General features: G+C 75.5%; 20 protein-coding genes. 9 read left to right on the forward strand and 11 right to left on the reverse strand.

Annotation, left to right across the window (positions count from 1 at the left end; all coding sequences use genetic code 11):
• Positions 1-97: 97 nt before the first annotated feature.
• The 4 genes from ACFU74_RS21165 to ddaH all read right to left on the reverse strand — a co-directional run bounded on the left by ACFU74_RS21165 (position 98) and on the right by ddaH (position 4,518).
• Positions 98-784 carry a Tat pathway signal sequence domain protein gene (locus ACFU74_RS21165; RefSeq protein WP_380758919.1) on the reverse strand — a complete coding sequence of 229 codons (687 nt, stop codon included), beginning with the start codon at positions 782-784 and terminating at the stop codon, positions 98-100.
• Between the two features lie 157 nt (positions 785-941).
• The gene (locus tag ACFU74_RS21170; protein WP_380758921.1) at positions 942-2,063 is read right to left on the reverse strand and encodes a hypothetical protein; all 1,122 of its coding nucleotides are present in this window, start codon (positions 2,061-2,063) and stop codon (positions 942-944) included.
• On the reverse strand, positions 2,060-3,505 hold the full coding sequence (locus ACFU74_RS21175) for a hypothetical protein (RefSeq protein WP_380758923.1): 1,446 nt from the start codon (positions 3,503-3,505) through the stop codon (positions 2,060-2,062). The genes ACFU74_RS21170 and ACFU74_RS21175 overlap by 4 nt, the downstream gene beginning before the upstream one ends.
• Positions 3,506-3,699: 194 nt before the next feature.
• On the reverse strand, positions 3,700-4,518 hold the full coding sequence (gene ddaH / locus ACFU74_RS21180; RefSeq protein ID WP_380758924.1) for a dimethylargininase: 819 nt from the start codon (positions 4,516-4,518) through the stop codon (positions 3,700-3,702).
• Positions 4,519-4,811: 293 nt separating this feature from the next.
• Here ddaH and ACFU74_RS21185 point away from each other — a divergent pair, with 293 nt between their 5' ends.
• The gene (locus ACFU74_RS21185) at positions 4,812-5,621 is read left to right on the forward strand and encodes a class I SAM-dependent methyltransferase (protein ID WP_380758926.1); all 810 of its coding nucleotides are present in this window, start codon (positions 4,812-4,814) and stop codon (positions 5,619-5,621) included.
• A gap of 13 nt (positions 5,622-5,634) precedes the next feature.
• Here ACFU74_RS21185 and ACFU74_RS21190 read toward each other — a convergent pair whose 3' ends face one another.
• The 6 genes from ACFU74_RS21190 to ACFU74_RS21215 all read right to left on the reverse strand — a co-directional run bounded on the left by ACFU74_RS21190 (position 5,635) and on the right by ACFU74_RS21215 (position 10,251).
• Positions 5,635-6,627 carry an aldo/keto reductase gene (locus ACFU74_RS21190; protein ID WP_380758928.1) on the reverse strand — a complete coding sequence of 331 codons (993 nt, stop codon included), beginning with the start codon at positions 6,625-6,627 and terminating at the stop codon, positions 5,635-5,637.
• 52 nt (positions 6,628-6,679) lie between these two features.
• On the reverse strand, positions 6,680-7,087 hold the full coding sequence (locus ACFU74_RS21195) for a hypothetical protein (RefSeq protein WP_380758931.1): 408 nt from the start codon (positions 7,085-7,087) through the stop codon (positions 6,680-6,682).
• A 90-nt stretch (positions 7,088-7,177) separates the two neighbouring features.
• The gene (locus tag ACFU74_RS21200) at positions 7,178-8,245 is read right to left on the reverse strand and encodes a hypothetical protein (RefSeq protein WP_380758933.1); all 1,068 of its coding nucleotides are present in this window, start codon (positions 8,243-8,245) and stop codon (positions 7,178-7,180) included.
• 10 nt (positions 8,246-8,255) lie between these two features.
• Positions 8,256-8,744 carry a DUF3291 domain-containing protein gene (locus tag ACFU74_RS21205; RefSeq protein WP_380758935.1) on the reverse strand — a complete coding sequence of 163 codons (489 nt, stop codon included), beginning with the start codon at positions 8,742-8,744 and terminating at the stop codon, positions 8,256-8,258.
• Between the two features lie 31 nt (positions 8,745-8,775).
• A complete protein-coding gene (locus tag ACFU74_RS21210; protein ID WP_380758937.1) occupies positions 8,776-9,441 on the reverse strand; it encodes a helix-turn-helix transcriptional regulator in 666 nt (221 codons plus the stop codon).
• Positions 9,442-9,486: 45 nt separating this feature from the next.
• Positions 9,487-10,251: an SOS response-associated peptidase gene (locus ACFU74_RS21215; RefSeq protein WP_380758939.1), complete on the reverse strand. Its 765-nt coding sequence runs from the start codon at positions 10,249-10,251 to the stop codon at positions 9,487-9,489.
• Positions 10,252-10,418: 167 nt separating this feature from the next.
• On the opposite strand from ACFU74_RS21215, the gene ACFU74_RS21220 reads away from it, so the two are divergent.
• On the forward strand, positions 10,419-11,813 hold the full coding sequence (locus ACFU74_RS21220) for an FAD-dependent oxidoreductase (RefSeq protein ID WP_380758941.1): 1,395 nt from the start codon (positions 10,419-10,421) through the stop codon (positions 11,811-11,813).
• Between the two features lie 82 nt (positions 11,814-11,895).
• On the opposite strand, the gene ACFU74_RS21225 is transcribed toward ACFU74_RS21220, so the two are convergent.
• The gene (locus ACFU74_RS21225) at positions 11,896-12,267 is read right to left on the reverse strand and encodes a hypothetical protein (protein ID WP_380758943.1); all 372 of its coding nucleotides are present in this window, start codon (positions 12,265-12,267) and stop codon (positions 11,896-11,898) included.
• Between the two features lie 307 nt (positions 12,268-12,574).
• Here ACFU74_RS21225 and ACFU74_RS21230 point away from each other — a divergent pair, with 307 nt between their 5' ends.
• The 7 genes from ACFU74_RS21230 (at position 12,575) to ACFU74_RS21260 (ending at position 22,399) form a co-directional block, all read left to right on the forward strand.
• Positions 12,575-13,219 carry a hypothetical protein gene (locus tag ACFU74_RS21230; protein WP_380758945.1) on the forward strand — a complete coding sequence of 215 codons (645 nt, stop codon included), beginning with the start codon at positions 12,575-12,577 and terminating at the stop codon, positions 13,217-13,219.
• Positions 13,220-13,379: 160 nt separating this feature from the next.
• Complete coding sequence (locus tag ACFU74_RS21235; RefSeq protein WP_380758968.1) at positions 13,380-15,026, forward strand: acyclic terpene utilization AtuA family protein; 1,647 nt, start codon at positions 13,380-13,382, stop codon at positions 15,024-15,026.
• Entirely contained in the window at positions 15,023-16,621 is a 1,599-nt protein-coding gene (locus ACFU74_RS21240; RefSeq protein WP_380758947.1) for an acyl-CoA carboxylase subunit beta, read from the forward strand. Before ACFU74_RS21235 ends, ACFU74_RS21240 begins: the two co-directional genes overlap by 4 nt.
• 19 nt (positions 16,622-16,640) lie before the next feature.
• Entirely contained in the window at positions 16,641-18,572 is a 1,932-nt protein-coding gene (locus ACFU74_RS21245; protein WP_380758949.1) for a biotin carboxylase N-terminal domain-containing protein, read from the forward strand.
• A 13-nt stretch (positions 18,573-18,585) separates the two neighbouring features.
• Positions 18,586-19,758 carry an acyl-CoA dehydrogenase family protein gene (locus tag ACFU74_RS21250; RefSeq protein WP_380758951.1) on the forward strand — a complete coding sequence of 391 codons (1,173 nt, stop codon included), beginning with the start codon at positions 18,586-18,588 and terminating at the stop codon, positions 19,756-19,758.
• Positions 19,759-20,072: 314 nt separating this feature from the next.
• The gene (locus tag ACFU74_RS21255; protein ID WP_380758953.1) at positions 20,073-21,665 is read left to right on the forward strand and encodes a 4-coumarate--CoA ligase family protein; all 1,593 of its coding nucleotides are present in this window, start codon (positions 20,073-20,075) and stop codon (positions 21,663-21,665) included.
• 113 nt (positions 21,666-21,778) lie between these two features.
• Positions 21,779-22,399 (forward strand): TetR/AcrR family transcriptional regulator, encoded by a 621-nt coding sequence (locus ACFU74_RS21260; RefSeq protein ID WP_380758955.1) that lies wholly within the window; start codon positions 21,779-21,781, stop codon positions 22,397-22,399.
• Positions 22,400-22,471: the final 72 nt, after the last annotated feature.

Genomic DNA, 22,471 nt, shown 5'->3' on the forward strand with positions numbered 1-22,471 from the left:
GGGCACCCCCGGGGTGCCCGGCGCAGCGGGTCGACGTCGACCTCGGCGGCGCCACTCCCTTCTCGGGCCCGGGGCGCGGCGGGCCGGGTCGGGGCGGTCAGTTGACGTCGACCGCGGGGCCGCCGGGCCGGGTGGAGTCGGTGAGCGGGCCGTAGCTTGCGGAGAAGTAGCCCTCGCCGGGGCAGAGGGCGGAGCCGGCGCTCTTGACGAAGCGGGCGTTGCGGAAGACCAGGGCGTGCGCGGTGTTGTCGGCGGTGCCGGTGAAGGCGCCGCTGAGCTGGTAGGTGCAGGTGATCGTGCCGAACCAGCTGTTGAGCACGGCCGAGGCCTGGATCGGGCCGGCCGCCCCGGCGGTGAGGGTGACCGGGTGCCCGGCGGCGGAGCCGATCGCCACGTCGTACGCGAGGTTGCCGACGGTGAGGCTCCTGACCGAGGTGACGCCGGTGACGTTGGCGGTGCAGGAGCCGAAGGTCAGGCCGGTCAGGGACCCGGTGGCGGTCCCCGGGGCGGCGGGGTTGGCGAGCACCTTCGCGGTGAACGGCGAGACTCCGCAGAAGACGCCGGTCGAGCCGGTGGTGTCCGAGGAGAAGGTGGCGCGGGTGCCCGCGGCGAGCGGCGCGAGCAGGACGTCGCCCACGGCGACGGCCGTCCCGCCGGCGGTCAGCACGGGTCCGGCGGCGGGGGGTGCGGCGGGTCCGGTGGTGGGGGCGGCGCCGGCCGGGAGGGCGCCGACGGCGAGGGCCACGGCGGCCGCGGCCAGGGCGGGGCAGGGGTGCAGACGCATGGGGGTGCCTCGTTCTCGGTGAGGGCGACGAGCGGGCGGACGCCCCGGAGCGCCGGGGAGTTGACTCGTTTGTAGAGCGCTGTCCGAACACCGTCAAGGAGCTGGGCGGCAGTTGTTGACAATTCGTCAGCAACGGCTCGGTCGACTCCGGCCGGCGTTAGCGCAGCAGGGCGCCGAAGCCGGCGGCGTCGAGGCGGAGGGCGAGTTGGGGCTCGGTGAGGCCGAGAGCGGTGGCGGTGGTGGGGAGGTGCCAGTCGTGGGCGGCGAGGCGGTCGAGGAGGTGGCCGCGGCGGGTCTGGGGTTCGGAGAGGCGGAAGGTCTTGAGGTAGGCGATGCGGCCGTGGTCGTCGGTGATCGCCTCGCCGATGTGGTTCTCCTGGCGGGGGCGGAAGTCGGGGAGGAAGCGGGAGAGGGTGAAGCGGCCGAGGTTGCGGACGGTGCGGGCCCGGTAGGCGGCGTTCAGGAGGCCGCCCGCCATGGTGTCGTCGTGGAAGGCGGCCCAGGCGCGCTCCTGGGCGGCGACGGCGGCGCGCAGCCCGGCGGTGGAGGTGATCGGGCCGGCCGCGATCAGGTCGGCGCGGAAGTCCGGGACGGGGGCGGACAGCAGGGCGTAGTGGTGGATCAGTTCGCCGTAGAGGTCGAGCAGCAGGGTGCGGTGCAGGGCGCGGTAGTCGTCGGGGTGCGGGACGGCGAAGGCGGCGGCGAGCGCGTCGGCGGCGTACACGACCAGGCCGCACTGACCGGGGTGGAGCTCGAACACCCGCAGCGCGTCGGCGAGGCCGCGCACCTGGTCGCCGGCGTAGGCCTCCTCGGCGCGCGGGGAGAGGCCGCGCCGCAGGGCCCGCTCGGACCACTGCTCCCAGGCGACGGCCGGGCCGCCGAAGTGCAGCGCGAGGTAGCCGTCCAGGGCGAGGTGCAACGGCAGGAAGCGCAGCCGGGTAGGGCCCGCGCGCTTGGCGAGGCGGCGCGGCGGCCGGACCCGGACCCGGTCGGGTGGTGAGGCGGAGGCGTCCAGGTGGGTGCCGTAGGCGGCGGCCGGGGTGCCGTCGCGGGTCCAGTCGGCGACGAAGCCGTGCGGGATGTAGGAGTGGTAGTAGGTGTGGCGGGCGACCGGGACGGCGGCGTACTCGTCCTCGTGGAGCTCCTGGTGCAGCCGCAGGTCGGTGATCGGCTCCGGGCGGACCAGCGGGACCAGCCGGACGCCGCCCCAGACCTGGGCGGGCCGGGTCTCCAAGCCGGTGAGGTCGAGACGGAAGCCGGGCAGGGCGGTGCTGCTCATCGGGCGGTCGCCTCCGCGGGGGCGAGGAAGCGCGCGGTGCGGGCCGTCAGGTGGGCCGTCAGCTCCGCGAGGTCGGTACGGCCCTCGGCGAAGCGGGCGAACTCGACCAGCGCCGGCAGGTCCTCGGCGTCGCGCAGCCCGGCCGTGGGCACCGTCGGGGCGAGCCGGCGCACGTCGAAGCCCTCCGCGTCGTAGACCGGGTTGAGGTGCACGATGCTGGTCCGGCGCTCCGGGTCCAGCCGGGTGCGCCACACCCGCAGCACCTCGGCGGCCAGGCCCGGCGGGGCGTTGTCCCAGCCGTCCGAGACGATCAGCAGGCGCTGCGGCGCGGTGTCGAGCGCGTCCAGCACCCGGTGGCCGAGCGGGGTCGGGCCGGACGGGCGGGCGAGCAGCGCGTCGGTGCGTCCGGACGTCCACAGCGCCGTGTACTCGCCCGCCAGCGCCTCCAGCAGGAAGTGGCAGGCGAGCGCGGCGGCCAGCGGCCGGCGGCGCTTGACGCCCGAGCCGTACGCCGACCAGCTGTCGTCCAGCACCGCCGTGACCCGCCCCCAGCCGCCCTCCTCGGCCCCGGCCGCGCGCACGGCCCGGCGCGCCGCCCCGCGCAGGGCGCCGGTCAGCTCCGCGCGGCGGGCGACCCGGTCGGCGGGCGGCAGGCCCAGCACGTAGGAGGCGAGCCGGGTCAGCGGCATCCGCGCCAGGTCCGCGGCGACGGCGCCGGCCCCGGCGGCGCGGGCGGACTCCTGGAGGCGCAGCCGCTCCAGGGCGGTCAGCCGCGGCGCGATGCGCTCCAGGAAGTCGGCCCGAGGGATGCCGTGCCGCTGCGCGAAGGACTCCGCCACGGTGTAGGGGAGTTCGAAGACGGCGGCCTGCTGGTGGTGGGCGCGCCGCCAGGCGTCCAGCAGCGGCGCCCGGTACTTGGCACGCCGGCGCGGGGCGTACAGGAAGTCGCCGGTCTCCGCCTCGGCGGGCCGCAGGTGGGTGTGGCGCAGCGCCCGCTTCAGCCCGGCGCGGTACTTGACGGCGTCGAGCGCCTGGTCGGGGCGCGCGGCGAGCCAGTCGCGCAGGATCGCGCGGGTGCGGCGGTTGTTGACCTTGGCGCGGCGCAGCTCGCCGATCAGCCGGTAGACCCGCTGCGGCGGCAGCAGCTCCAGCCGACGGGCGATCAGCCGGCCCTCGGTGCGCCGCTGCTCCTCGGTGGCGTCCCGGGCGGTCTCCAGCAGGCGGCGGACGATCAGGGCGGCGTTGTGGTCGTTGATGTCGAGGGCGAGCGCGGCGGCGTACGGGCCGCGGTAGTTGACGCGCATGTACTCGTGCAGGAAGTCCAGCGAGAGCTGCTGCTCGGCCGCCCCGGCGTGGAACTCGTGCTGTCCGGTGCCGGTGATCGCGGCGTTGACGAACAGCAGCACGTCCTCGGCGGCGACGAGGTCACCGTACGTCTCCACCGACCCGTCCCGCCCTTCCGCCCGCGTCGCCGTGTACTGGGGCCGGCCGGGGAATGGGGGCGCGAACTGCGAATCATCGCGTTAAGGGCACGTTCCGGAAGTCGCACCGGAGTCCCGCGGCCGGCCGGTCGACGCTATCACCGGGCGGCCGCGGGGCCCAGCCGTTTTCCACCGGCGGCAGGGGAAGCGGCAGGTCAGGCCGGGGCGCCGCGCAGTTCCAGGGTGCAGCACTTGACGCTGCCGCCCGCCTTGAGCAGCTCGGTGACGTCGATCCCGATCGGCTCGAAGCCCCGCGCGCGAAGCCGCGCCGCGAGACCCACCGCCGCCTCCGGCAGGACGACCCGGCGGCCGTCCGAGACGGCGTTGAGGCCGAAGACGGCGGCGTCCTCGTCGGTGGCGAGCACGGCGTCCGGGTACAGCGCGGCCAGCGTGCTCCGGCTCTCCGGGGAGAACGCCGCCGGGTGGTACATGATCTCGTCCTCGCCGAGCACCGCGAGCGCGGTGTCCAGGTGGTAGTAGCGCGGGTCGACCAGCTCCAGGGTCACCACCGGGCGGCCCAGCACCCGCTGCGCCTCGGCGTGCGCCCGGCGGTCGGTGCGGAAGCCCGTCCCGGCCAGGAGCCGCCCGCCGGCCAGGAGGTAGTCGCCCTCGCCCTCGTTGGTGAACCCGGCCTGCAGCACCGTCCGGTAGCCCCGGGAGCGGAACCACTCCAGGTACGCCGGGGCCTCGTCGGCGCGCTCGCGGTGCCGGAACCGGGCCACCAGGGCGGTGCCGTCGACGACGGTGGCGCCGTTGGCGGCGAACACCATGTCGGGCAGGCCGGGGAGCGGCTCGATCAGCTCGACGGTGTGGCCCAGCTCCCGGAACAGCGCGTACAGCCGCTCCCACTGGGCGAGGGCGAGGGCCGCGTCGGTCGGCTTGGCCGGCTCCATCCACGGGTTGATCGAGTAGTCGACCGTGAAGTGGGCCGGACGGCACATCAGGTAGTGGCGGGGGCGGGCGGTGCGGGACACGGGTGGTGGTCTTCCTTCCGGCGGGGTGGTGCGGAGGGGCCCTGCGGTGGGCCGGTGCGGTGGCGGGGTGGGCCCGGCGCCGGCTGCCCCGAGCGTGCCGGGCGCGGCGGTCGTGGACATGGCCGCCGTGTGCACGCCCGTCGGACGCCGGAGGTCCGGCGGGGGACGGGGGCGGACGGGGGCTGCCGGTGCCTGGACGGCGACACGCGGGCAGGAACGTGCCTGCAACGGCGCCGCGCCGCGCCGGGATGCACTGGCCGGGCAGCGCACGCCAGCGAGGAGGAGGTCGTCGGATGGGGACGGAGACGGGGACGAGGGCGGCGGGGGCCGGTCCGGTCCGGGTACTGGACGTCTCGGGCGCGGACTACCGCCGGGCGTTCGAGCTGTTCCTCGCGGGCACCGACGAGAAGCCGCTCACCCACGCCCGGCTCGGCGAGGTGGTCGCCGGACTGGACCGGCGCCGGACGCTGCTGGACGTGGGCGCGGGGGAGGGGCGGACCACCGCCTTCCTGGCGCAGTACTTCGACCGCACGGTGGCCGTCGAGCCCAGTGCGGCGATGCGCGAGAAGCTCCGACTGGCCTGCCCCGAGGCGCTGGTCCTGCCCGAGCGGGTGGACACGGTGGAGCCGCCGGGTCCGGCGGACCTGGTGCACCTCTCGCACGTGCTGTACTATGTGCCGCCGGCGGACTGGCTGGGCACGGTGCGCCGGGTGCTGGACTGGGTGGCGCCCGGCGGGACGCTGCTGGTGGTGCTGCAGAACCCGGAGAGCCCGTGCATGCGGATGGCCGCGCACTTCACGGGCGTGCGCTACGACCTGCGGCCGCTGGCCGAGCAGCTCTCCGCCCAGGACGCCGACCGGGCCGCCGCGCGGTGGACGTTCGCCCTCGAAGCCCTCGACCTGCACTACCGCACCGACCGGCTGGACGAGGCGGTGGACGTCGCCGAGTTCATGATCAACGTGGCCGACCTGGCCACCATGGACCCGCTGCCCGAACGCGCGGAGCTGGCCTCCTACGTCGAGCGCCACTTCAGCCGGCCGGACGGCGGCTACGCCATCGGGCACACCCAGGACATGCTGACGGTCCGCCGGGCGCCGAGCTGAGGGGCCGGGCGGGTCAGGCCCAGGGCAGCGCCGAGCGGGTGCGCCAGTACTCCTCGGCCGGCTCGGCCAGTTCCGCGAGGCCGGCCAGGTCGTCGGCGTCGAGGGCGCGTCCGACGGCCTCCAGGTTGGAGGCCAGCTGCCCGGCGGTCGCCGCCCCGGAGAGCACCAGGTCCGCCCAGGGCTGCGCGGCGACGGAGGCCAGTGCCAGGGCGTCGCAGGACGCGCCGGTGCGGGCCGCGAGCGCGCGCAGCGCGGCGGTGTCCGGGCCGGTGGCGTTGCGGTCGGCGAGCCGGCCGTTGGCCATGCCCTCCTTGACCACCACCAGCCACCCGGCCTCGTAGGCCTCGGCGAGCGCCGGGCCGGCGGAGGGCTCCAGCAGGTTCCAGGTGGACTGCACGGCGGCGAACAGCGGCCGCCCGTCGACCGTCACCGCCAGGGCCGCGCGCACCGCCGCGGCCTGCTCGGGGCCACTGGTGGACAGGCCCACCCGCACGCCCTCGGCGGCCAGTGCGGCGAGCCGCCCGTGCAGCGCGGGGTCGGTGAGCGCGGGGCTGTCCGGGGTGACCGAGTGCACCAGGTAGACGTCCGGCAGCCCGCCGAGCAGCGCCCGGGTCTCCGCCACCTGGCGGTCGAACACCGCCGTCGAGTGCTCCTTGACCTCGTGCACCGGCACGCCGGTGGCCCGCCAGCCGGCGGTGTAGGTGTAGCCCCACTTGCTGCCGACCGTCACCTCCCGCGCCGCCTGCGGCCGGGCGGCGAGCCATTCGCCGAGGAACTCCTCCGCGCGCCCGTACGAGCGGGCGGTGTCGAAGTAGCGCACGCCGGCCGCGAAGGCGGCGTCGAGCAGGGTGTGGGTGCGCTCGCGCAGGGCGTCGACGGTGCGCTCGGCGGGCAGGTCCAGGTCGCGGCCGAGCGTGATGTACCCGGGCCGGCCGACGGCCGCGGTGCCCAGCCCGAACCGTGCGACCGACGGCTCGGCGGCTTCGGCGGCGGGGTCGGTCGGCATGGCGGGCTCCTTCGGCGGACTGTCGGCGGCGGGTGCGCGCCGCTTCCGCAGCCTATCCGCCCGCGCCACCCCTGACCTGCGCCGACGCCCTGCCGGGAGCAGCGGGCTCCAGCGGGTCGGCCCGGCCGAGCAGCTCCGCGAGCGGGACGCCGGTGCGCGCGGCGACGATGCGGCGGGCGCGTAGCTGGGCCCGGGTGCGCGGGCGGAACTTCGGGTCCCGCCCGCAACCGCACGGCTCGAAGCCCTCGTAGCGCAGCCCGGCGCCCAGAACGGCGGCGACGACCGACCACGCCTTCCGGTTGCTGCGGCGGGGTGCCGCGAAGTCGTGGCCGGCGCACTGCAGCGGCCCGGTGCACCGCGGGCAGGTGTGTCCGGCCTCGGCGGGGTGCCGCTTGAAGCTGATCCGGCACGATACGCACGCGTAGTGCAGCTTGTAGTGGACGAGGGCGTAGGTGCACACGGGCCGACCGTACCGGCGGCGCCGCGCCACGGGCCAACGGGTTTCCGGGAGTCGGGGCCCGGGAGGCAGGGGCGCGGTGCCTGCCGGCGGTCACACCCCTGCCACGCTCCACCGGTTGAGCGTCCCGGCCGCGTCGTCGTACGTCAGCCAGCTGCCGTCCCCGAGCGGGCGCGCGTAGCTGTCGACGGGGCCGCCGGGGTAGTCGACGCTCCCGCGTATCTCCAGGGTGCGGGCGTCCAGCAGCCAGTGCCGCCCGTCCGCCGGTTCGTCGGCGCAGTCCAGGGTCGAGGCGAGGACGGTGCCGGCGTCGACGAAGCCGCAGTCGTGGTCCCAGACGGGCGGGTCCTCCTCCTCGCCCTGCTCGGGCTCCCGCCGGGCGAGCACGGTGCCGTCCAGCGCGTGCAGCCGCAGGTCCCCGCCGCCGTGCTCGACCGTCAGGAACCCCGGGTGGCCCGGGTGGACGTCCGCCAGGATGCGGTCCAGGTCCTGGTTGACGCCCCAGCTGCCGAGCTCCGCGCCGTCCAGGCGGGCCCAGTGGAGCAGGGCGCCGTCCTGGCCCATGCCGATGGCGAGGCCGATGTGCGCGCCGTCCGGGTGGGAGAGCTGGTGCGAGCCGGAGGAATCGCTGTTCGGCAGCGGAAGGCGGGCCGCCTCCCCGCCGTCCCGGGCGTCCAGGACGACCCAGTGCTCCCGGCAGCCCTGCGCCGCCGGGTCGGAGGCGACGTGCGCCCAGACCAGCCGGCCGTCGTCGGAGACCAGGCACGAGCCGTGTTCCCACCCGGCGCACACCTCCTGAGCGTCGCCGGTGTGCGGGTGGTCGGCCGGCCGCCCCCAGCAGGCGTGCGGGTACTCCCACAGCGTCGTCCCGTCCCGTGCCACCGCCCGCACGGCACGCCGGCCCGCGAACACCGCGAACCGCCCGTCGGGGCTCACGGACCGGCTTCCGTGCGGCCACCCGGGCGAGGGCAGCGGGAAGACGGCGGCCGGCGTGCGCTCCCCGGCGAGCAGCCCGTCCAGCGCGTGCACCTCCAGCACGCCCTCGCGCCTGAGCAGCGCGCGGCGCGACCCGTCCCCCCGGCGTTCGAGTGCGGATCCGCTGATCAGTGCGGCGCCGCCCGCCAGCTTCACCGAGTTGCGCAGGTGTGCGGTGATCGACATGCCCGGAACGCTAGCGGACGGCACTGACAACGGCGTCGGCCGCCAGGTACGACGAGGCGAAGGTGAACGCGCGGGGGGAGGGCCCGTTGGCCCGCAGGTCCGCCAGCCGTTCCATCGCCTCGTCCAGGCTCGGCCGGTGCCCGGGGGGCACCCACCAGAGCACCAGGTGCGCCGTGACGTGCCGTTGGAACCATTCACGCCGTCGCCGCATCACGTCCAGGTGCCCGCTGCGGTAGGTGAAGTCCCACAGCGCCTCCTGGCCTTCCCACACCGACATGTTGACGATGACGTTCTCGCCGGCCGGGCGCAGCCCGATCGCGTCGTCGGCCCCGTCCTCGACGAGTCGCCAGACGAAGCCCGGCGCGCCCTCGGCGGCGGCGTTGACCGGGTCCAGCTGTTCGACGAACGGGGCGATCCGGGGGTCGTCGATCGGGTGGCTGAGCGTGGCGACGTTGAACTGCGCGAGGTGGGCGGCGGGCGCTGCCGGGGGTGAGGTCATGGCTCATCCCAGCACGGCGCTGATTTCTATGTCAATCAGTATTGTTTTTAGAAGGCTCGACCACCACGCAGCACTCCCCGGGCCGGGGATCCATTCGGGCGCGGAGTGGGCCGTCCGCGCCGAGCAGCCCCTCCAGCAGGGCGAGGTTCATGCCGCAGACCAGCGGCGGGAAGTGTTCGGCGACGGCGTGGAAGGGGCAGTTGCGCATCCGTACGACCTGCCCGGCGGCGTCCTCCGCCGGGTACGGCTCGTAGCCGCGGGCGGCCAGCAGTTCCACCGCCTCGGTGAGCCCGCCGCAGGGCCCGGCCGACCCGCGCAGCGCCTCGCCCCGGCGGCGCGCGGCAGCGCACAGCCCGGCGTCCAGCCCGGCCTCCTCGGCGGCCTCGGCGAGCAGTTCGGCGGCGGTGCGGTAGTCGCGGGCGGGCAGCGACACCGAAAGCTCCGTCCGCGCCCGGGTGTACACCTTGGCGGGCCGGCCCGCCCCCGGTCCCGAGCGGCCGGTCAGCCGCCGGCTGCCCGTCTCCAGCAGCCCGGCCTCGGCCAGCCGGTCCAGGTGGTGCGCGGCGAGCGTGCGCGCCACCCCGGCCGCCTCGGCGGCCTCGTTGCGGCCGACCTCGCGGCCCTGCGCCGCCACGTACTCGTACAGCCGGCGGCGCACCGGATCCTGCAGCGCCGCGATCGCGTCGATGTCCTCCATCCGGCCAGTCTAAGAACAACGCGGATCGGCCATAGAAGCGGCGGCTCAGGTGTAGTGGCCCCCGGTGACCTCCGGCAGCGGGTCCTCGACCGGGTCCAGCAGGCGCGGGCCGTCGTTGCGGACGCTGTTGACGGTGGTGGCCACCGGCCGCACCAGCAGCTCGCCGGCCGGGGCGTGCAGCAGGCCGCGCACCTCGGAGGGGTCGGTGGTGGCGGGGTCCAGCCAGGCGTCCACGGCGTCGGGGCCGAGGGTCACCGGCATCCGGTCGTGGATCCGCCCGGCCGCGTCCTCCGCCCCGGTGGTCAGCACGGTGCAGGTGACCAGCCAGGCGGCCGGGGCGTCGTCGTGCTCCACCGCGCGGTCGCGCCAGAACTCGTACAGCCCCGCCATCAGCAGCAGTTCGCCGTTCGGCCGGTGCAGGTAGTACGGCTGCTTGTACGCCTTGCGCCCGTCGGCCGCCGGGACCGCCCGCCACTCGAAGTACCCGTCCGCCGGCAGCACGCACCGCCGCTCCTTGAACGCCTTGCGGAACGCCGGCTTCTCGTGCGCCGTCTCCACCCGGGCGTTGATCATCCGCGCCCCGGAGCCCGGGTCCTTGGACCAGGACGGCACCAGTCCCCAACGCAGCGACCGCACCTGCCGGGTGAGCTCCCCGGTCTCCCGGTCGACCCGCTCCAGCACGCTCGCCACCTGGTCCGTCGGCGCCACGTTCCAGGACGGCGCCAGCGCCTCCGCCGCGGGCCACACGGAGGCGCGCAGCAGGTCGGCCAGATCGGACGGGGTGGTGGTGGAGACGAAGCGACCGCACATGCGCCCCATCCTGCCCGCTCGCCCCGCCGGCCGTCACGCGTTCGCCGGAAGCGGCCCGTCGAGTGGCCCGTCGAGCGGCCTGTCGAGCAGCCCGCAGAGCGGTCCCGCGCCGGGCGGTGGCCGCCGACCAGTAAGATCATCTTGCAACACGACGCGAAGGGGAACACATGGCGCGGGTTGCGGTGATGGGCGCGGGCATCAGCGGGCTGGGGACGGCACTGATGCTCGGCCGGCGGGGACACCCGGTCACGCTGTTCGACCAGGACGCCCGGGAGGCCGGGGCGGACCTGCACCGGGACTTCTTCCACTGGGACCGGCCCCGTGTCCCGCAGGCCGTCCAGCCGCACTCGTTCCTCGGGCTCGCGCGCATCGTCCTGCGTGCCGAACTCCCCGACGTCCACGCGGACATGCTGGCCCGCGGGGCCCGGGAGCACCACGACTTCGACTGGTTCGACGAGCATCCGCCGTACCGTGCCGGTGACGAGGACCTGGTGACGCTGCGCACCCGCCGCATCGTGCTGGAGGCAGCCCTGGCCGCGGCGGTGCGACGGGAGCCCGCCGTGGAGGTGCGGCGCGGCGGCCGGGTGAGCGGCCTCACGTTCGGGCCGGGCCGGCCCGTCCGGGTCACCGGCGTGCGGGTGGGCACCGAGACGCACCGGGCGGACCTCGTCGTCGACGCCTCCGGACGCCGCTCGCCGGTGCCCGCCTGGCTGGTCGCGGCCGGCTGCCGCCCGCCCGTGGTCGACAGCCACCGCACCGGGCTCGCCTACCTGTGCCGCTGGTACCGGCTGCGGGCCGACGGCCCGCGGGACCCCGGGAGAGTGCGGCCCGGGTCCTCCTCGCCGTTCGCGCTGGCCGGCGTCTTCCCGTCCGACAACGACACCTTCGCGGTGAACCTGATGCTCTCCACCGGGGACCCGACCCGGGGCGCGCTCACCGACCCCGCCGTGTTCGAGGCCGCCGCCCGCCGCTTCCCCGCCACCGCCGCCTGGCTCGACCTGGCCTCCGAAGCGCAGTCGCCGGTCCTGGCGATGGCGGGTCTGGACAACCGCTGGACGGCCCTCGCGGACGCGGACGGGCCGGTCGTCACCGGCCTGGTCGCCGTCGGGGACAGTCTCGTCCACACCAACCCCACCTCGGGCCACGGCGTGTCCTTCGGCCTGTGCGCCGCCGAGTACCTCGCCACCCGGGCCGACCGGATCGCCGCGGACCCCGCCATGTACCACGTCTGGGCGGCGGGGACGCTCCGCCCGTGGTTCGACGACCAGGTGGCCGCCGACCGTGCCAACGAGCAGAGCCTCGGCGGGAACCCGCCGCCGCCGGACCGCCGCGGCGCCGCGCTCGCCGCCTGCGCCTTCGACGACCCTGTCGTCATGCGCGCCCGCGCCCGCGTCCGCCACCTGTTCAGTGCCCCCGGCGCCGCCTACGGCACCGACGAGGTCGACCGCCGCCTCGGCGCCTGGCTCGCCGCCCGCCCCGACTTCACCCCCCGCCACGACGGTCCCACCCGCGCGGAGTGGGAGGCCCTCGTCCCGGGCCGGGCGGCCACCGCGGGACCTTGATCCACGCTCGGTGCGCGCCACGGCGGACCGCCGCGGCCGTGGACGGGGGCAGGGCGGCCGAACCTGGTGTGCTGAGATGCCGTCAGTAACCGGCGTTGGCACGGTCGTTGAACCAGCCGGGCAGGCTCGGCCACCACTCGCCCGCACCCGCGTCGAAGGTCAGGCCGTCGCCCGACAGGTGCACGCCCTGCCCGGAGAAGGCGGACCAGCTCCGGAGCGAGGAGACCTTGTGGTTCACCAGGACGGGGAAGACGGTCCAGGTCCCGAGCTGGAACTCCCAGCAGTCGCCGGAGTAGTTGTTGTCGGTGAACACCTGCGCGTATCCGGCCTGCCCGTAGTGGGTGCAGTTGCCCGCCGCCCGGGCGCCGGGTGCGGCGATGCCGCCCAGCGCCGCCGCGGCCGCGAAGGCGACGATCCCGGCGGCGAGACGGGGCTTCCTGGAGTTCGGGCGCATCCCGGTCCTCTTTCGTGACGTGGGTGGTGGTGTCCTGCCACAAGCGATGATGATCAGTCGCCGGGTCCCTGGCCAGTAGGGTACCGGCCAAGGTGGTGACGAATTTCCGCTCGGAACGGCGGGTCTGCTCGGCGCCGATCAGGCCAAGGGGGTGGTGTCTTGCCAGAACCGGCGGCGGTCGTCGGCCCGGGCGCTGATCGACGGTGCTCCGGTCGAGCCGGTGACGCGATCCCGATCGGCACGGCGGGCGGGCCGGAGCTCTAGGCTGGCCGCGCCGGAGAACACCCGAGGACAGAGGAGTCCGACCATGGCCACACCCCGCGACGCCCTCCTGCGACTGCGCAGGGCCGCCTCGGCGGGACTGCTCGAACTCGACGGGTCGGTCCCGGCCTCGCAGGAGGCGGTCCGGGCGCGCGAGACGCTCCCGGCGCCGCACGCCGGCACCGTCGCCTGGTCGGTTCCGCCGGGCTACCGGGCGTTGCTGGCGGAGCACAACCGGTTGAGCTGCCGCCGGGAGGAGGACGACCGCGAGTGCGAGTTCGTCCTCGTCGACGAGACCGAACTCGCCGCTCTGAACGCCGAACTGGTGCACCTTCCCGAAGGGGTGTGCCGCGAGCCGGGGCGGTACCTGACGACCGACCACCTGGTCGGGTTCGCCGAGGCGGGCTACGAGGCAGTGTGGTGCTTCGACGTCTCCCGGCCCGGTGCGGACGGCGAGTACCCGGTCTACTACCACCACCAGGACGAGCCGCGGGCCCGCCGCCTCGCCGACGGCGCGTGGGACGAACGGGCCGACGCCGTACCCGACTTCCCCTCGTTCGCGGCCTGGTTCGGGGCGATGGCCGCAGCCTTCGGCGACGCGCGGCCCCCGGTGTGGTTCGACGAGCTGGGAACCCCGGCCCTGACCCGGCTCGCCCGGGACGGGGTCTTCGCGCAAAACAAGCACGCGTGATTGCTTTATCTCTCACAGAGTGTCAGTCTGCTCACCGTCGGCGAACGTTGGGCCACCTCTGGGGGTAGGCGTGCACGTGAGGTCGGAGACGGCGGCGGGCGGCGGGCCGGTGCTGCGGGTCGGGAACGCGTCGGGGTTCTACGGGGACCGGTTCTCGGCGATGCGGGAGATGCTCACCGGCGGTCCGCTGGACGTGCTCACCGGGGACTACCTGGCCGAGCTGACCATGCTCGTCCTGGCGCGGGACCGGCTGAAGGACCCCTCGCTCGGGTACGCCAGGACGTTCCTGCGCCAGCTGGAGGAGTGCCTCGGCCTGGCGCTGGAGCGCGGGGTGCGGATCGTGGTCAACGCGGGCGGACTCAACCCGGGCCGGCTCGCGGACGCGGTGCGGGAGCTGGCGAGGAGCCGGGGGCTGGATGTGGCGGTCGGCCACGTCGAGGGCGACGACCTGCTGCCGCGCCGGAGCGAACTCGGCCTGCCGGAAGGACTGCTGGCCGCCAACGCCTACCTGGGGGCGTTCGGCGTCGCCGAGTGCCTGAAGGCCGGGGCGGACGTGGTGGTGACCGGGCGGGTCACCGACGCGGCGCTGGTCGTGGGCCCGGCCGTCGCCCGGTTCGGGTGGGGCCCGGGGGAGTTGGACGCGCTCGCGGGCGCCGTGGTGGCGGGCCACGTGCTGGAGTGCGGGGCGCAGGCCACCGGTGGGAACTACGCGTTCTTCCGTGAGCACGACCTCACCCGGCCGGGCTTCCCGCTCGCCGAGCTGCGCGCGGACGGCTCCAGCGTCATCACCAAGCACCCGGGCACCGGCGGCGCCGTCACCGTCGGCACCGTCACCGCCCAACTCCTCTACGAGACCGGCGGACCGCGCTACCTCGGCCCGGATGTGACGGCCCGGCTGGACACCGTCCGGCTCACCGAGGAGGGGCCGGACCGGGTCCGGATCGACGGGGTGCGCGGCGAGGCGCCGCCGGCCACCCTGAAGGCCGGGCTGAACCGGCTCGGCGGCCACCGCAACGAGGTGGTGTTCGTGCTCACCGGGCTCGACATCGAGGTGAAGGCGGCGCTCGCGCGGCGGCAGTTCGAGGACGCGCTGACGCCGGGCCGCCGGCCGGCCGAGCTGCGCTGGACCCTCGTCCGCACCGACCGGGCCGACGCCGCCACCGAGGAGACCGCCTCGGCCCTGCTGCGGCTCACCGCCCGGGACCGCGACCCCGACCGGGTGGGCCGTGAACTCGGGCGGGCCGCCGTGGAGTCCGGGCTCGCCGGCTACCCCGGCCTGCACCTCACCGCACCGCCGGGGCCGGGCGCGCCGTACGGGGTGTTCGAGGCCGTGTACCTCGACCCGGTGGCCGTCGAGCACACCGCGGTGCTGCCGGACGGCCGGCGGGTGGCCGTCCCGCCCGCGCCCGTCACCTCCACGGACCCGGCCCCGATCGAGGAGACGGTCGAGCAGGGCGCGGCGTGCGGGCCGGCCCCCACCCGCCGCGTCCCGCTCGGCCTGGTGGCCGGCGCCCGCAGCGGCGACAAGGGCGGCGACGCCAACCTCGGCGTCTGGGCCCGCGACGAGCCCGGCCGGCGCTGGCTCACCCACACCCTCACCACCGACCTGCTGCGCGAACTCCTCCCCGAGGTGGCGCAGCTGCCGATCACCCGGCACGTCCTGCCGAACCTCCGCGCGCTCAACTTCACCATCACCGGCCTGCTCGGCGAGGGCGCCGCCGCCCGGCACCGCTTCGACCCGCAGGCGAAGGCACTGGGGGAGTGGCTGCGCTCGCGCCACCTCGACGTCCCGGAGGCCCTGCTGTGACCGTCCTGCCCACCCGCCTGGACCCGGGGGGCGCCGAGTACGCCGCCAACCGGTCGGCGATGCTCGCCAGGCTCGCCGACCTGGACGCCGAGCACGCCAAGGCGCTGGCCGGCGGCGGCCCCGGGTACGTCGAACGCCACCGCGGGCGCGGCAAACTGCTCGCCCGGGAGCGGATCGAGCTGCTGATCGACGAGGACTCGCCGTTCCTGGAGCTCTCCCCGCTCGCCGCCTGGGGCAGCGAGTACCCGGTCGGCGCCGCACTGGTCACCGGCATCGGCACCGTCGAGGGCGTCCAGTGCGTGATCACCGCCAACGACCCGACCGTGCGCGGCGGGGCGTCCAACCCGTGGACCCTGCGCAAGGCCCTGCGCGCCAACGGGATCGCCCTCGCCAACCGCCTCCCGCTGGTCAACCTGGTCGAGTCCGGCGGCGCCGACCTGACCGGCCAGAAGGAGATCTTCATCCCCGGCGGCGCGCTCTTCCGCGACCTCACCCGGCTGTCCGCCGCCGGAATCCCCACCGTCGCCGTCGTGTTCGGCAACTCCACCGCCGGCGGCGCCTACGTGCCCGGCATGTCCGACCACACCGTGATGATCGAGGAACGGTCCAAGGTGTTCCTCGGCGGGCCGCCGCTGGTGCGGATGGCCACCGGCGAGGAGACCGACGACGAGTCGCTCGGCGGCGCCGGGATGCACGCCCGGACCTCCGGCCTGGCCGACCACTTCGCACTCGACGAGCCGGACGCGCTGCGGCTGGCCCGCCGGATCGTCGCCCGCCTCGACCACCGCAAGCCCGGGCCGGACCCGGACCCGGCCGCCGAGCCGCCGAAGCACGCCGAGGAGGAGCTGCTCGGCGTCGTCCCCGGCGACCTCAAGGTGCCCTTCGACCCGCGCGAGGTGATCGCCCGGATCGTCGACGGCTCCGACTTCGACGAGTTCAAGCCGCGCTACGGGCCCAGCCTCGCCACCGGCTGGGCCCGGCTGCACGGCTACCCGATCGGCGTGCTGGCCAACGCCCGGGGCGTGCTGTTCAGCCAGGAGTCGCAGAAGGCCGCCCAGTTCATCCAGCTCGCCAACCAGCGGGCCGTCCCGCTGCTGTTCCTGCACAACACCACCGGCTACATGGTCGGCCGCGACTACGAGCAGGGCGGTATCGTCAAGCACGGCGCGATGATGATCAACGCCGTCGCCAACTCCACCGTCCCGCACCTGTCCGTGCTGATGGGCGCCTCCTACGGCGCCGGCCACTACGGCATGTGCGGACGGGCCTTCGAGCCGCGCTTCCTGTTCTCCTGGCCGAGCGCCAGATCCGCCGTGATGGGCCCGCAGCAGCTCGCCGGGGTGCTGTCGATCGTCGCCCGGCAGTCCGCCGCCGCCAAGGGGCGCCCGTACGACGAGGAGGCGGACGCGGCCGTGCGGGCCGCGGTCGAGCAGCGGATCGAGGCCGAGTCGCTGCCCGCCTTCCTCTCCGGGCGGCTCTACGACGACGGGGTGATCGACCCGCGCGACACCCGCACCGTGCTCGGTCTCTGCCTCTCCGCGGTCCACAACGCGCCAGTCGAGGGCGCCTGCGGCTACGGCGTCTTCCGGATGTAGGGATGGAGGGAGGAACCACGTGATCACCAACCTGCTGGTCGCCAACCGGGGCGAGATCGCGCGCCGGATCTTCCGCACCTGCCGCGAGCTCGGCATCGCCACCACCGCCGTGTACGCCGACCCCGACGCCGACGCCCCGCACGTCCGCGAGGCCGACACCGCCGTCCGGCTGCCCGGCGGCGCACCCGCCGACACCTACCTGAACGGCGCGCGGATCGTCGAGGCCGCGCTGGCCGCCGGCGCCGACGCCGTCCACCCGGGCTACGGCTTCCTCTCCGAGGACGCCGGCTTCGCCCGTGCCGTCCGGGCGGCCGGGCTGCGCTGGGTCGGCCCGCAGCCGGAGGCGATCGAGGCGATGGGCTCCAAGACCGCCGCCAAACGCCTGCTGGCCGCCGCCGGGGTGCCCGTCCTCGACGCGCTCGACGCGCCCACCGAGGCCGACCTGCCGCTGCTGGTCAAGGCGGCGGCCGGCGGCGGCGGGCGCGGCATGCGGGTGGTGCGCACCCTCACCGAGCTGCCGGCCGCACTCGCCGCCGCCCGCGCCGAGGCCGCCGGGGCCTTCGGCTCCGACGAGGTGTTCTGCGAGCGCTACCTGCCCGCCGGCCGGCACGTCGAGGTGCAGCTGCTCGCAGACGCGCACGGCACCGTCTGGGCGGTCGGCGACCGGGACTGCTCGCTCCAGCGCCGCCACCAGAAGGTCGTCGAGGAGGCCCCCGCACCCGGGCTCGGCCCGGCGGTCCGCGCGGCCCTGCACGAGGCCGCGGTGACCGCCGCCGAGGCGATCGGCTACACCGGTGCCGGAACGGCCGAGTTCCTGCTCACGGCGGACGGCCGGTGCTGGTTCCTGGAGATGAACACCCGCCTCCAGGTCGAGCACCCGGTCACCGAGGCGGTCACCGGCCTCGACCTGGTCGCCCTCCAGCTCGCCGTCGCAGAGGGACGGCCCCTGCCCGGTCCCGCCGCCCCGCCGCCGGCCGGCCACGCGATCGAGGCCCGGCTCTACGCCGAGGACCCGGCGCACGACTGGCGGCCCGCCACCGGCACCCTGCACCGACTCGAACTCACCGTCGATCACCAGGAGTTCACCGGCAGGGGAGTGCGCCTGGACTCCGGGGTCGGGGGCGGCACCGAGATCACCCCGCACTACGACGCGATGCTCGCCAAGGTGATCGCCTGGGCGCCTACCCGGGAGGCCGCCGCGCGCCGGCTGGCGGACGCGCTCGCCCGCGCCCGGATCCACGGGCCCGCCACCGACCGGGAGCTGCTGGTCGGTGCGCTGCGTCACCCGGCGTTCCTGGCCGGACGGCTGCACACCGGCTTCCTGGCCGAACACGCCGACGCCCTGACCGCCCCGCCGGACGCCCGGCGGACGGCGCGGGCCGCCCTGGCCGCCGCCCTCGCCGACGCCGCCGGACGCCGCACCGCGCTGCCCTCGGGCTGGCGCAACCTGCCCTCCCAGCCGCAGCTCAAGCGCTACCGCACGGACGACGGCGCCGAGCTGGAGGTCCGCTACCGGCTCACCCGCACCGGTCTGCGGGCCGAGGGCCACCCGGGCGTCGGCCTGGTCGAGGCCGCGCCCGGCCTGGTCGTGCTGTGCGAGGACGGGCTGCGCCGCGCCTACCGCGTCGCCCGCTACGGGGACCGGGTGCACGTCGACTCCCCGCTCGGCGCCACCGCGCTCACCGCCCTGCCGCGCTTCCCCGAGGCCCGGGTGCGCACCGACCCCGGCGCGCTGCTCGCCCCGATGCCGGGCACCGTCGTCCGGGTCACCGCCGCCGTCGGCGACGCCGTCACCGCCGGGCGGCCGCTGCTGGTGCTGGAGGCGATGAAGATGGAGCACCGGATCACCGCCCCGGCCGACGGGATCCTCGTCGAACTCCGCGCCGTGCCGGGCGAGCAGGTCGAGACCGGAGCCGTGCTCGCCGTCGTGAAGTCCCCCGAAGAGGTCTGAGGAAGGACCGCGCATGTCCGCCATCGGCAGCCAGCTCCTCGAAACCCCCGAACGCCGCGCCCTGCGTTCCGCCGTCGCCGGCCTCGGCGCCCGCTACGGCTCCGCCTACTACCTCGCCCGCGCCCGGGAGCACCGGCCCGCCGACGAGCTCTGGGCCGAGGCCGGCAAGGCCGGCTACCTCGGCGTCAATCTCCCCGCCGAGTACGGCGGGGGCGGCGGCGGGATCGCCGACCTCGCGATCGTGCTGGAGGAACTCGGCACCGCCGGCTGCCCGTTGCTGCTGCTGATCGTCTCCCCGGCGATCTGCGGCACCGTGATCGCCCGCTACGGCACCGAGGAGCAGAAGCGCCACTGGCTGCCCGGCCTCGCCGACGGCAGCCGCAGGATGGCCTTCGGCATCACCGAGCCGGACGCCGGCTCCAACTCCCACCGGATCTCCACCGTCGCCCGCCGCGACGGCGGTGACTGGCTGCTGACCGGCCGCAAGGTGTTCGTCTCCGGCATCGACCACTGCGACGCCGTGCTGTTCGTCGCCCGCACCGAGGACGCCCGCACCGGGCGGCTGAAACCCGCGCTGTTCGTCGTACCGCGCGACACGCCCGGCTTCGAGTACCGTCCGATCCCGATGGAACTCGTCGCCCCCGAACGACAGTTCCAGGTCTTCCTGGACGACGTCCGGCTGCCCGCCTCGGCACTGGTCGGCGACGAGGACGCCGGACTGCTCCAGTTGTTCGCCGGCCTCAACCCCGAGCGGATCATGACCGCCGCGTTCTCCCTCGGCCTCGCCCGCCAGGCGCTCGGCAAGGCCGTCGAGTACGCGCGCACCCGCACCGTCTGGTCCGCGCCGATCGGCGCCCACCAGGGCATCGCGCACCCGCTCGCCCGGTGCGCGGTGGAGGTCGAACTCGCCCGGCTGATGACCCAGAAGGCCGCGCTGCTGTACGACGCGGGCGAGGACGCGGCGGCCGGCGAGGCCGCCAACATGGCCAAGTACGCGGCCGGCGAGGCCGCCGCCGGGACCGTCGACCAGGCGGTGCAGACCCTGGGCGGCAACGGCCTCACCCAGGAGTACGGGCTCGCCGCGCTGCTCACCGCCACCCGGGTCGGCCGGGTCGCCCCGGTGAGCCGGGAGATGGTCCTCAACTACGTGGCCCAGCACACCCTCGGCCTGCCGAAGTCCTACTGACGGGCGGACCGGCGCGCGGGCGCCGGCGGACGGCCTCGGCGACGGCCCGCGCAGCGCCTCGAACGGATCGTCGCATCATCGTTCTGATATCTGACCGGACCCCCCGGGCGGGTACCCCGCCGACCCTTCCCGACCTCGACATTCGCCGTTCCGCGCCACCCCTGCGCCCCGCGCGCTCCGCCAAACGTCCGTCACTGGGGCGCACCGGGCGCCCACTGTCCGTATGCTCCTGTCCCGCACGCCGCACGGCCGGTCGCCCACGACCTCCAGCCGGCCGTACCGCCCCGCGCCAACTACCGCACAGGAGGCACGCCTTGGTGTTCCACAGCGAGTTCCCGGACGTCGGCATCGTCGACCTCGCCCTGCACGACGCCGTGCTCGGCGAGGCCGAGCGCCACGGCGACCGGCCCGCTCTCATCGACGGGATCACCGGCGAGACCGTCAGCTACGCGCAACTCGCCCACGCCGTACGGCGGGTGGCCGCCGGACTCGCCGAAGCGGGGGTCCGCCAGGGCGATGTGGTGGCCCTGCTCAGCCCCAACAGCATCCGCTACCCGATGGCCTTCTTCGGCGCCACCCGGGCCGGAGCCACCGTCACCCCCGTCTCCTCGCTCACCACCCCCGGCGACCTCGCCGGCCAGCTCTCCGACAGCGGTGCCCGCTGGCTGATCACCGTCTCACCCTTCCTGCCCACCGCCCGGGCCGCCGCCGACAAGCTCGCCGCCGAGGGCCGCCCGCTGGCCGGCACGATCGTCCTGGACGGCGCCGAGGGCCACCTCTCGCTCGCCGACCTGCTCGCCTCCACCGGCCCCGAGCCCGAGATCACCCTCGACCCGGCCGAGGCCGTGGCCGTCCTGCCCTACTCCAGCGGCACCACCGGCCTGCCCAAGGGCGTGATGCTCACCCACCGCTCGATCGCCACGAACCTCGCCCAGACCGACGCCGTCTTCCGCCCCGAGCCCGGCGAGCGGCTGCTCGCCGTGCTGCCGTTCTTCCACATCTACGGCCTCGCCGCCCTGCTCCACCAGCCGCTGCGCTGCGGCGCCACCGTCGTCGTACTGCCCCGCTTCGACCTCGAACAGTTCTGCCGCACCGTCCAGGACCAGCGCGTGCAGTCCGTGCTCGCCGCCCCGCCGATCGTCCTCGCCCTCGCCAAGCACCCGGTCGTCGAGCAGTACGACCTCTCCTCGGTGGAGTACCTGCTGTGCGCCGCCGCCCCGCTGGACGGCGAGCTCGCCGAGGCCTGCGCCCGCCGCCTCGGCCTGACGCACATCCTCCAGGGCTACGGCATGACCGAGCTCTCCCCGGTCTGCCACGTGATGGACCCGAGGGACCCGGACCCCTCCCCGGGCTCGGTGGGCCGGATGGTGCCCTCCACCGAGCTGCGGGTCACCGCGCTCGACGGCACCGGCGCCGACCTCGGCACCGGCGAGTGCGGCGAGCTGCTGATCCGCGGCCCGCAGGTGATGAAGGGCTACTTCGGGCGCCCCTCCGACACCGCCGCCACGGTCGACGCCGAGGGCTGGCTGCACACCGGCGACATCGGCTTCGTCGACGAGCGCGGCTACCTGCACATCGTCGACCGGGTCAAGGAGCTGATCAAGTACAAGGGCTACCAGGTCGCCCCCGCCGAACTGGAGGCCCTGCTGCTCAGCCACCCGCAGATCGCCGACGCCGCCGTGATCGGGGTGTGCGACGCCGAGGGCACCGAATGCCCCAAGGCCTTCGTGGTCCGGGCCCCCGGCAGCGCGCTCACCGAACAAGAGGTCGCCGCGTTCGTGGCCGGCCAGGTCGCGCCGTACAAGAAGGTGCGCGCGGTGGAGTTCCTGGACGCCGTGCCGAAGTCCCCGGCCGGCAAGATCCTCCGCCGCGAGCTGCGCGAGCGCGAGGCCGCCGCCGCCCGCTGAACCGGCCGCCCGCCGTCCACGGTGCGGCCGTCCCCGACCGGCCGCACCGCCCCCACCGCCGTCTGCGAGGATCGACCAGCCGCCAGCCCCCACGGACAGGACCGCCGCCGCAGATGAGCACCCACCCGGCCGCCCGCACCCCCCAGCAGGAACGCAGCCGCGCCACCCGGGCCCGGCTGCTGGCGGCGGCCGTCGACTGCCTCGCGGAGCTGGGCTGGAACGGCTCCACCGTCGCCGTCGTCGCCGAACGGGCCGGCGTCTCCCGGGGCGCCGCCCAGCACCACTTCCCGACCCGCGAGGACTTCTTCACCGCGGCCGTCGAGCACGTCGCCGCCGAGCGGCTGGCCGCCGTCCGGGCGGACGCCGGCACGCTGCCGCAGGCCGGCCCCGCCCGCACCGAGGCCGTCGTCGACATGATCGTCCGGCTCCACACCGGCCCGCTGTTCCGCGCCGCCCTCCACCTGTGGGTCGCCGCCGCCACCGAGGAGCCGCTGCGCGAGCGGATCATCGGACTGGAGAGCCGGGTCGGCCGCGAGGCGCACCGCGCCGCCGTCGAGTTCCTCGGCGCCGACGAGACCCGCCCGGGCGTGCGCGAAACCGTGCAGGCCACCCTCGACATGGCCCGCGGACTCGGCCTCGCCAACCTGCTCACCGACGACAGCGCCCGACGATCCGGGGTGATCCGGCAGTGGGCGGGCCTTCTGGAGAGTACGCTGCGGCCGGTAGGCCCATGACGCCCGTACACCTGGACGACCGGCGCCCCTCACCAAGGGGTCGCCGGGCGGCCGATGTCCGTGCAGTCTGGA

The organism is Kitasatospora sp. NPDC057500 (genome assembly GCF_042802195.1).
In the GTDB taxonomy this organism is placed as follows: Bacteria; Actinomycetota; Actinomycetes; order Streptomycetales; family Streptomycetaceae; genus Kitasatospora.

Bases quoted from the DNA above. Each gene is read 5' to 3' on its own strand.
- ACFU74_RS21165 (WP_380758919.1), bottom strand. From the start codon at position 784: ATGCGTCTGCACCCCTGCCCCGCCCTGGCCGCGGCCGCCGTGGCCCTC.
- ACFU74_RS21170 (WP_380758921.1), bottom strand. From the start codon at position 2,063: ATGAGCAGCACCGCCCTGCCCGGCTTCCGTCTCGACCTCACCGGCTTG.
- ACFU74_RS21185 (WP_380758926.1), top strand. From the start codon at position 4,812: ATGGGGACGGAGACGGGGACGAGGGCGGCGGGGGCCGGTCCGGTCCGG.
- ACFU74_RS21190 (WP_380758928.1), bottom strand. From the start codon at position 6,627: ATGCCGACCGACCCCGCCGCCGAAGCCGCCGAGCCGTCGGTCGCACGG.
- ACFU74_RS21200 (WP_380758933.1), bottom strand. From the start codon at position 8,245: ATGTCGATCACCGCACACCTGCGCAACTCGGTGAAGCTGGCGGGCGGC.
- ACFU74_RS21205 (WP_380758935.1), bottom strand. From the start codon at position 8,744: ATGACCTCACCCCCGGCAGCGCCCGCCGCCCACCTCGCGCAGTTCAAC.
- ACFU74_RS21210 (WP_380758937.1), bottom strand. From the start codon at position 9,441: ATGGAGGACATCGACGCGATCGCGGCGCTGCAGGATCCGGTGCGCCGC.
- ACFU74_RS21215 (WP_380758939.1), bottom strand. From the start codon at position 10,251: ATGTGCGGTCGCTTCGTCTCCACCACCACCCCGTCCGATCTGGCCGAC.
- ACFU74_RS21220 (WP_380758941.1), top strand. From the start codon at position 10,419: ATGGCGCGGGTTGCGGTGATGGGCGCGGGCATCAGCGGGCTGGGGACG.
- ACFU74_RS21225 (WP_380758943.1), bottom strand. From the start codon at position 12,267: ATGCGCCCGAACTCCAGGAAGCCCCGTCTCGCCGCCGGGATCGTCGCC.
- ACFU74_RS21230 (WP_380758945.1), top strand. From the start codon at position 12,575: ATGGCCACACCCCGCGACGCCCTCCTGCGACTGCGCAGGGCCGCCTCG.
- ACFU74_RS21235 (WP_380758968.1), top strand. From the start codon at position 13,380: ATGCGGGAGATGCTCACCGGCGGTCCGCTGGACGTGCTCACCGGGGAC.
- ACFU74_RS21250 (WP_380758951.1), top strand. From the start codon at position 18,586: ATGTCCGCCATCGGCAGCCAGCTCCTCGAAACCCCCGAACGCCGCGCC.
- ACFU74_RS21260 (WP_380758955.1), top strand. From the start codon at position 21,779: ATGAGCACCCACCCGGCCGCCCGCACCCCCCAGCAGGAACGCAGCCGC.